The organism is Pseudopedobacter sp. (assembly GCF_040392825.1).
Classification (GTDB): Bacteria; Bacteroidota; Bacteroidia; order Sphingobacteriales; family Sphingobacteriaceae; genus Pseudopedobacter.
The window spans coordinates 1-7,589 of sequence record NZ_JBEBVH010000198.1; the positions used below are offsets into that span (position 1 = coordinate 1).

General features: G+C 32.9%; 6 protein-coding genes. 3 read left to right on the top strand and 3 right to left on the bottom strand.

The window, feature by feature from the left end:
• Positions 1-32 precede the first annotated feature (32 nt).
• Positions 33-1,265 carry a M16 family metallopeptidase gene (locus ABWO41_RS13305; protein ID WP_353138828.1) on the top strand — a complete coding sequence of 411 codons (1,233 nt, stop codon included), beginning with the start codon at positions 33-35 and terminating at the stop codon, positions 1,263-1,265.
• A gap of 54 nt (positions 1,266-1,319) precedes the next feature.
• Here ABWO41_RS13305 and thiL read toward each other — a convergent pair whose 3' ends face one another.
• Entirely contained in the window at positions 1,320-2,360 is a 1,041-nt protein-coding gene (thiL, locus tag ABWO41_RS13310; RefSeq protein ID WP_353138831.1) for a thiamine-phosphate kinase, read from the bottom strand.
• Position 2,361: 1 nt separating this feature from the next.
• On the bottom strand, positions 2,362-3,354 hold the full coding sequence (gene nadA, locus ABWO41_RS13315) for a quinolinate synthase NadA (RefSeq protein ID WP_353138834.1): 993 nt from the start codon (positions 3,352-3,354) through the stop codon (positions 2,362-2,364).
• Positions 3,355-3,804: 450 nt separating this feature from the next.
• Here nadA and nadB point away from each other — a divergent pair, with 450 nt between their 5' ends.
• Both nadB and ABWO41_RS13325 read left to right on the top strand, forming a co-directional pair.
• Positions 3,805-5,394, top strand: a complete 1,590-nt coding sequence (gene nadB / locus ABWO41_RS13320; protein WP_353138837.1) for an L-aspartate oxidase — start codon at positions 3,805-3,807, stop codon at positions 5,392-5,394.
• 1 nt (position 5,395) lies between these two features.
• A complete protein-coding gene (locus ABWO41_RS13325; protein WP_353138840.1) occupies positions 5,396-5,908 on the top strand; it encodes a gamma carbonic anhydrase family protein in 513 nt (170 codons plus the stop codon).
• On the opposite strand, the gene ABWO41_RS13330 is transcribed toward ABWO41_RS13325, so the two are convergent.
• On the bottom strand, positions 5,909-7,540 hold the full coding sequence (locus tag ABWO41_RS13330; protein ID WP_353138843.1) for an Ig-like domain-containing domain: 1,632 nt from the start codon (positions 7,538-7,540) through the stop codon (positions 5,909-5,911).
• Positions 7,541-7,589 lie beyond the last annotated feature (49 nt).

Here is a 7,589-nt window from a genome sequence, read left to right on the forward strand (position 1 = left end):
ATACTATTTAATTGAATATCTTTGCGATAGAAATGGATCACGAAATTTATACCTTAAAAAACGGTATCAGAATATTATTTAAATACGGAAATTCTCCAATATCTCACAGCTGTTTAATAATAAATTCAGGTTCAAGGGACGAGAAAGAAGGCCAACCTGGTTTAGCCCATTTTATAGAACATTTATTATTTAAGGGAACCGAAAAAAGAAATACCAGTAAGATTTTAAACAGACTGGAAGTTGTTGGTGCAGATTTAAACGCATACACGACAAAAGAATATACTTGTATCCATAGTTCTTTCTTAAACGAATATTTAGAAAGAACTATAGATTTGCTTTGTGATATTACATTTCATTCCATTTTTCCGGAAAGCGAAATTAAGAAAGAGAAAAGTGTTATTATAGACGAAATTTTAAGCTACGAGGATCAGCCTGAAGAAGCCATTGCGGATGATTTTGAAGCTTTACTCTTTAAAGGAAATACCTTAGGTGAGAATGTTTTAGGAAATAAAGATTCTGTAGAGAGATTTGTCAGACAAGATATCGTCAATTTTATAGCAACAAATTACAACACTCATGATATTGTTTTGGCTGTAAGTGGAAATTATAAAAACTCTAAAGTATTCAAACTGGCAGAAAAATATTTAGGAGACATTCCAGAAAACAATAACCCAAAAAATAGAATTACACCTTTAAAAAAGATAAAGGAAGATGTTATCATATCAAAGTCAATCAATCAAAGCCATTGTATTATTGGTGGAAACGCTTATACCTTTTTTGATGACAAAAAATATGGCTTATCTTTATTGAATAATCTTTTGGGAGGCAACTGTATGAGTTCCAGATTAAATATGGAAATAAGGGAAAAATATGGCATTGCCTATACCATTGAATCCAATTACACTCCTTTTTCTGATACTGGAATTTTCTCTATTTATTTTGGAACAGATGAAGAAAAAGCTGCAAAAGCCAATAAACTGGTTCATAAAGAACTGAAAAAGCTAAGAGATAATAAACTGGGAATTTTACAGCTTCAGCAAGCAAAGAAGAGGTTTATCGGGCAAATAGCTTTAGGCGAGGAAAACAGAATGTCTGTTTTAATTTCTATGGCTAAAAGTTTATTAGATTTCGGTTATATAGATTCTTTGGAAGATCTTTTTAAGAAGATAAACAATGTCACTGATAGTGATCTTCTTGAAATATCTAACGAAATATTTGATAGCAATTACTTAAGCAGTTTAAGTTTTATTCCTGAAACAGAGTAATCTAAAATTCCAATAAGTATGAATTATATCCTAATTATTGGAATTTTATTTTTATTACTTCTTAAAAGCATTCCAGCCTTGTGCTTTCAGTTCATGTGCATTTCCAGATTTAGAAATCAGATAATTTCCAGCACCAGAATCCGTAATATGACCAATTACAGAAATGTCTACATCATGTTTTAACTTGTCGTAATCGGCTTGTTTAATAGTAAATAACAATTCATAATCTTCGCCACCACTTAAAGCACAAACTGTGGGATCTAAACCAAATTCACGAGCCATTTCCACGGTCTGCGGATCTAAAGGAATTTTCTCTTCATATACTTTACAACCTTTACCAGACTGAGAAGTAATATGTAGAATTTCAGAAGCTAAGCCATCAGAAATATCAATCATAGCAGTAGGTTTTATCTTTAACTTCTTCAGAAGATCTATAATATCAATTCTGGCTTCGGGTTTCAATTGTCTTTCTATAATGTAATCTTTACCTTCTAAATCCGGTTGAATTTGCGGATTCGCTAAAAAAACCTGCTTTTCTCTTTCTAACAATTGTAAGCCCATGTAAGCTCCGCCCAAATCTCCGGAAACACAAATTAAATCTCCTTCTTCTGCACCATTTCTGTAAACAATATCTTTTTCATCGGCATAACCAATACTGGTTACGCTAATAACCAGCCCTTGTTTGGAAGCACAAGTATCTCCGCCTATTAAATCAATATTGTATTTTTTGCATGCCAATAACATTCCGGAATACAATTCTTCTACAGCTTCTACAGAAAATTTACTCGAAAATCCAAGCGAAACAGTTACGTGTGATGCCATACCATTCATGGCATAGATATCACTTAAATTAACCTGTATTGCTTTGTACCCTAAATGTTTAAGGGGTGTAAATGCTAAATCAAAATGTACACCTTCCAAAAGCATATCAGTAGAAATCAAGGTTTTCTTCCCTTTGAAATCTATTACTGCAGCATCATCTCCTGCACCTTTAATTGTTGTACTATGATTTAGTTGAATATTTTTAGTTAAATGGTCTATCAGACCAAATTCTCCTAAATTACCAATTTCTGTTCTTCCCGTATTTTCAAACATCTTACAATCCTAATTTTGCAGAAATATCCAACATTCTTTCAATTGGCAATCTCGCTCTTTCTATTATTTCACGTGGAACATCAACTTCCGGTAGCTCATTTTTTAAACATAAGTATAACTTTTCCAGCGTGTTACGTTTCATATGAGGGCAATCGTTACAAGCACAAGAATTATTTGGAGGAGCAGGAATAAAAGTCTTTCCAGGATTTTCCTTCTCCATTTGATGAATAATCCCTGTCTCAGTAGCAACAATATATTCTGTTGCCGAATCTTTAATCGTATAATTCAATAATCCGGTAGTGGAACCAATGTAATCTGCCATTTTCAAAATCGAATCTTCACATTCCGGATGTGCAATAAATTTGGCGTTTGGATGACGTTCTTTCAGCCTGGTTATTTTTTCCTGAGAAAATATCTCATGAACCATACAAGCTCCATTCCATAAAACCATATCTCTACCGGTTTTCTTCATTACATAAGCTCCTAAATTTCTATCCGGCCCAAAAATAATCTTTTGGTCTTTTGGCAAGCTTTCCACTATCTGCACCGCATTACTGGAAGTACATACAATGTCGCTTAAAGCTTTTAGCTCTGCTGTACAGTTCACGTAAGTAATTACGATATGATCTGGGTATTTCTCTTTAAACTTTTTAAATAAATGCGGAGGACAGCTGTCCGATAATGAGCAACCTGCTTTTACATCTGGTAAAAGTACCTTTTTGTCAGGCGAAAGAATTTTAGCGGTTTCTGCCATAAAATGAACACCAGCAAAAACTATGATATCTGCATCTGTTTTGGCAGCTTGTTGAGAGAGGCCTAAGCTATCCCCTATATAATCTGCTATATCCTGAATATCAGGGTCTTGATAGTAATGAGCGAGAATAACAGCATTCTTCACTTTTTTTAACTTTTCAATCTCATCAAAAAGATCTAAAGTTGGGTCTATGTATTCATCTACAAACCCTTTTAAATTGATTTCTTCAAGTGCATTCATCGTTTCGAATCCAAAGGTAGGAATTTTAAAAATTATCCGTTTTCAACTTTTCAATAACAAACAAAATTTAAATAAAAAAGATCTTATTGTTTATTGGGATGTTAGTAAAGTGTAAATCTTTTGGAATTTATTTTTTGAAAATAAACTTATTTTTGAATATTCCACAAGTTACTAACATTTATTAATACATATATCATTGATTTTCAGAAAAAAGTAAAAATCAAGAAAAAATCATTTTAATTATTCTGTTTATTAATACCTATTTTAGAAACGTTGATAAAGTATGAGATTTGTTAGTAAACGGCTTGAACAAATTTATTTTGTAGGCTTGAATTTGATAGTAATTAACAATTTCATGATTTTTTCATTTGTTACTTACATAAAATTAACATCTTTATAACCGTTATTAACATACCTTTTTAAGGAATTGGAAATTATAGATTTTTTGTAATGAAAAATGTGGATTACTTGGTGATAGGTTCTGGCATAGCGGGACTCAGTTTTGCTCTTAAGGCTGCGAAACATGGTAAGGTTCTTATTGTTACGAAGTCAAATGAAGATGAATCCAACACTAAGTATGCTCAGGGCGGGGTTGCTGTAGTTGTGGATAAAGTTGGGGATTCTTTTGAAAAACATATAAAAGATACGTTAATTGCCGGAGATGGTTTGTGTAATCCACGTGCCGTAGAGATAGTCGTAAAGGAAGGGCCAGACAGAATTAACGAAATTATTGAATACGGTACTAATTTCGATAAAGATAAATCTGGTTTTTATGATTTGGCGAAAGAGGGAGGTCATTCCGAACATAGAGTATTACATTATAAAGATGTTACAGGTTACGAAATAGAGAGAGCCTTATTAAATGAAGCACATCAAAATGCTAATATTGAGATATTTACGCATTATTTTGCTGTAGATTTAATTACTCAACATCACTTAGGGGAATTTGTCAATAGGAATTCAGATAATATCCAGTGCTTTGGAATTTATGCTTTAGATACAAATACAGGGCATATAGAGAAAATTTTATCTAAGATTACTATTTTAGCTGCAGGTGGTGCCGGACATATTTACAGCTCAACTACAAATCCTACTATCGCTACCGGAGATGGTGTAGCTATGGCTTATAGAGCAAAAGCCAAGATCCGAAATATGGAATTCATGCAATTTCATCCGACAGCATTATATAATCCAGGCGAATATCCTTCGTTTTTGATTTCGGAAGCTGTGAGAGGTTTCGGTGGTGTTTTGAAAAGAAAAGACGGTGATGAGTTCATGTATGAGTACGACGAAAGGGGTTCTTTGGCTCCCAGAGATATTGTCGCTAGGGCTATTGATGCAGAAATGAAGAAATCCGGAGAAGATTTTGTTTATCTTGATATCAGACATCGTAAAAAGTCAGATATACTTACTCACTTTCCAAATATTTATGCGAAATGTTTATCAATAGGTATTGATATGACCAAGGATATGATTCCGGTTACACCGGCTTGTCATTATATGTGCGGGGGAATTATGGTAGACGAGAATGGTAGATCTTCTATTAAAGCTTTATATGCCTGTGGCGAAGTATCCTCCACAGGTTTACATGGAGCTAACCGACTAGCCTCTAATTCATTACTTGAAGCTTTAGTATATGCACACAGAGCTTATCTGGATTCTAAGGGCAGATTGGAAGAATTTGAAATACCTGGAAGTGTGCCAGACTGGAATGATAAAGATACTTCGCTCTCAAATGAAGACATTTTAGTAACACATAATCTTCGGGAAATGCAGAAAATTATGAGTGATTATGTAGGTATAGTAAGATCCGATTTCAGGCTGGAGCGAGCTCTTCGTCGTTTACGTCTATTATATGATGAAACTGAAGATTTTTATAAGAAAACTAAACTTTCTGTGAAACTTTGTGAGCTACGAAATTTAATTCAGGTAGCATATATTGTTATTAAATCTGCTCAGGAGAGGAAGGAGAGCAGAGGATTGCATTACACTACAGATTATCCGTCGCATTCTGATATTTTACAAGACACAATCTTATAACATGGGACCATTAATTTTACCGGTAAAGGGAATAGAACCTAAGATAGGGGATGCCTGTTTTATTGCACCAAATGCAACTATTGTAGGGGATGTACAAATGGGAAATGAGTGTTCAGTTTGGTTTAATGCTGTAATTAGAGGTGATGTAAATAGTATAAAAATAGGGAATAAAACTAATATTCAGGATGGTGTTGTAATTCATGCTACATATTTGAAAGCTTCAACGACCATCGGGAATAATGTTAACATAGGTCATAATGCTTTAGTACACGGTTGTGTTTTAAAAGACCATGTTTTAGTTGGAATGGGCGCTATAGTAATGGATAATGCTATAGTAGAAGAATATGTAATTATTGGTGCCGGTTCTGTAGTTTTGGAAAATACTGTATGTGAAAGTGGATATTTATATGCTGGTACGCCAGCGAAAAAGATAAAGCCCCTTACTGATGAACAGAAGGAGCTTTTAAATAAATTACCTGATAACTATGTAATGTATTCAGGTTGGTTTCAATAATTAGTTAAAACTTGTCGGAATAGTTATCTTTTCTTCTCTGTCCCAGTTTGGTCTGATGACTATTTCTTTATCGTAGAACCATATATTTTCCGGTTGTTCTCTTCTTTTAACATTACCACTGTCAAATACTCCATTTTTATTAATATCTTCTATTAATCTAACCTGATATTTTCCATTAGGTAACATATTATACATGAATAGCTGATCTTGTGTAACGACGTTCTCTTTTATGAGATTTAATTTTTCTCCCAGGAGCTGTACAACATAGTTTTTAGAGGTATCAGCCCTATTTATATTTAAAGTAAGATTTCCATAATTTTCAATTTCATCTAATTCAAAACCTACTTTTACTGCTTTATTCTTTGTACCATAAATATCGGTTATAGCATCTTCTTCTAAATTAAGTGTATAAGGTTTTTTTATCTTCCAGGGGAACGTTATCTTGTATGCCTTTTTAAATTTATCTATGCTTTCAATTTGATAATTAGGAAGTTGCATAGAATCTTGAAGAAGTTTTATCTTTGACCTGTCAATACTTTCAATTGGAGCATTAAAGGTCAATATAAAAGGTGTGTTCGGAACTATTTTACCAGATACTAAATTAGTATTAAACAAAATATTTCTGGTGTAAGTGTCTTTCTTATTTCGCCTGATAACCAAGGTATCCAGTATTCTATCACCAGAATTAGTGACAATTTTAAGGCTATCAAAAGTCATATCTTTCAACCACATTATTGTGGTATCGGCATTTTTAGAGTATTCTATAATTGGGTCTTTAACAATTGGATCTATTATTTTAAAATCAGGATTATCGAGTGGTCTATTATAAATGATGGCTATCCTACCATCTTTTTCTATTCTTCTGTCGACGTTTCTGTATTCATCTGCATTTTGTCTGAATAGCTTTATTTTTATACCTGATGTATCTTTATTTAAATTGATATCGTTAGTCACAAAACCTATAGCTTCTTTAGGATTATTGTATATTCTATCGCCTCCGCCTTCTTCCTTTAAAGCATACAATCTATATTTATGCTCTTTTAAATTCTTTAGTTTAAAATTTCCGGAAGAATCAGTAACAGTGAAAATAGAAGCTCTTTTTTTTCCAAAGAGCGTATCTCTTTCTATGGGTAATAAAAAGATAGTAGCTTCTAATATGGGTTTATTATCTAAATAGTCTGTAACCTGTCCAGATATCTGCAGCGAATCTATTTCATTTCCGGTAGAAAAGACATATGTGTAATCTTTAAATTTGTTTCCCTCATTTACATCACCTATAGCTTTTCCGAAATTAATGGTGTAGGTTGTATTTTTTTCCAACGTATCTTTCAGCTCAATTTCCAACGTTTTCTTTTTTACTTTGTAGATGGGGGGAACTTCTTGAGTAGGAGAGATGCTGATCTCCGTAAATTCATTATTCAATTTAAAGTATTCATCAAATTCCAAAACGATTTTTTTTGAATTGAAGTTTCTGGTATAATTCTTTGGACTTTCATTGAGTAATACTGGTGCTTCAATATCTTTTGGCCCACCTTCTGGCTGTTGTATACTTGCACAGCTATAAGTGATTAAAATAGCCAAAATGATAGCATAAAAATTACTGTTTTTTTTCTGTTTGTTGTTTAATATCATTTTTAAGCGATTTAAGCTATTTTAAATTTTTTATGATAGTTATGCCAAA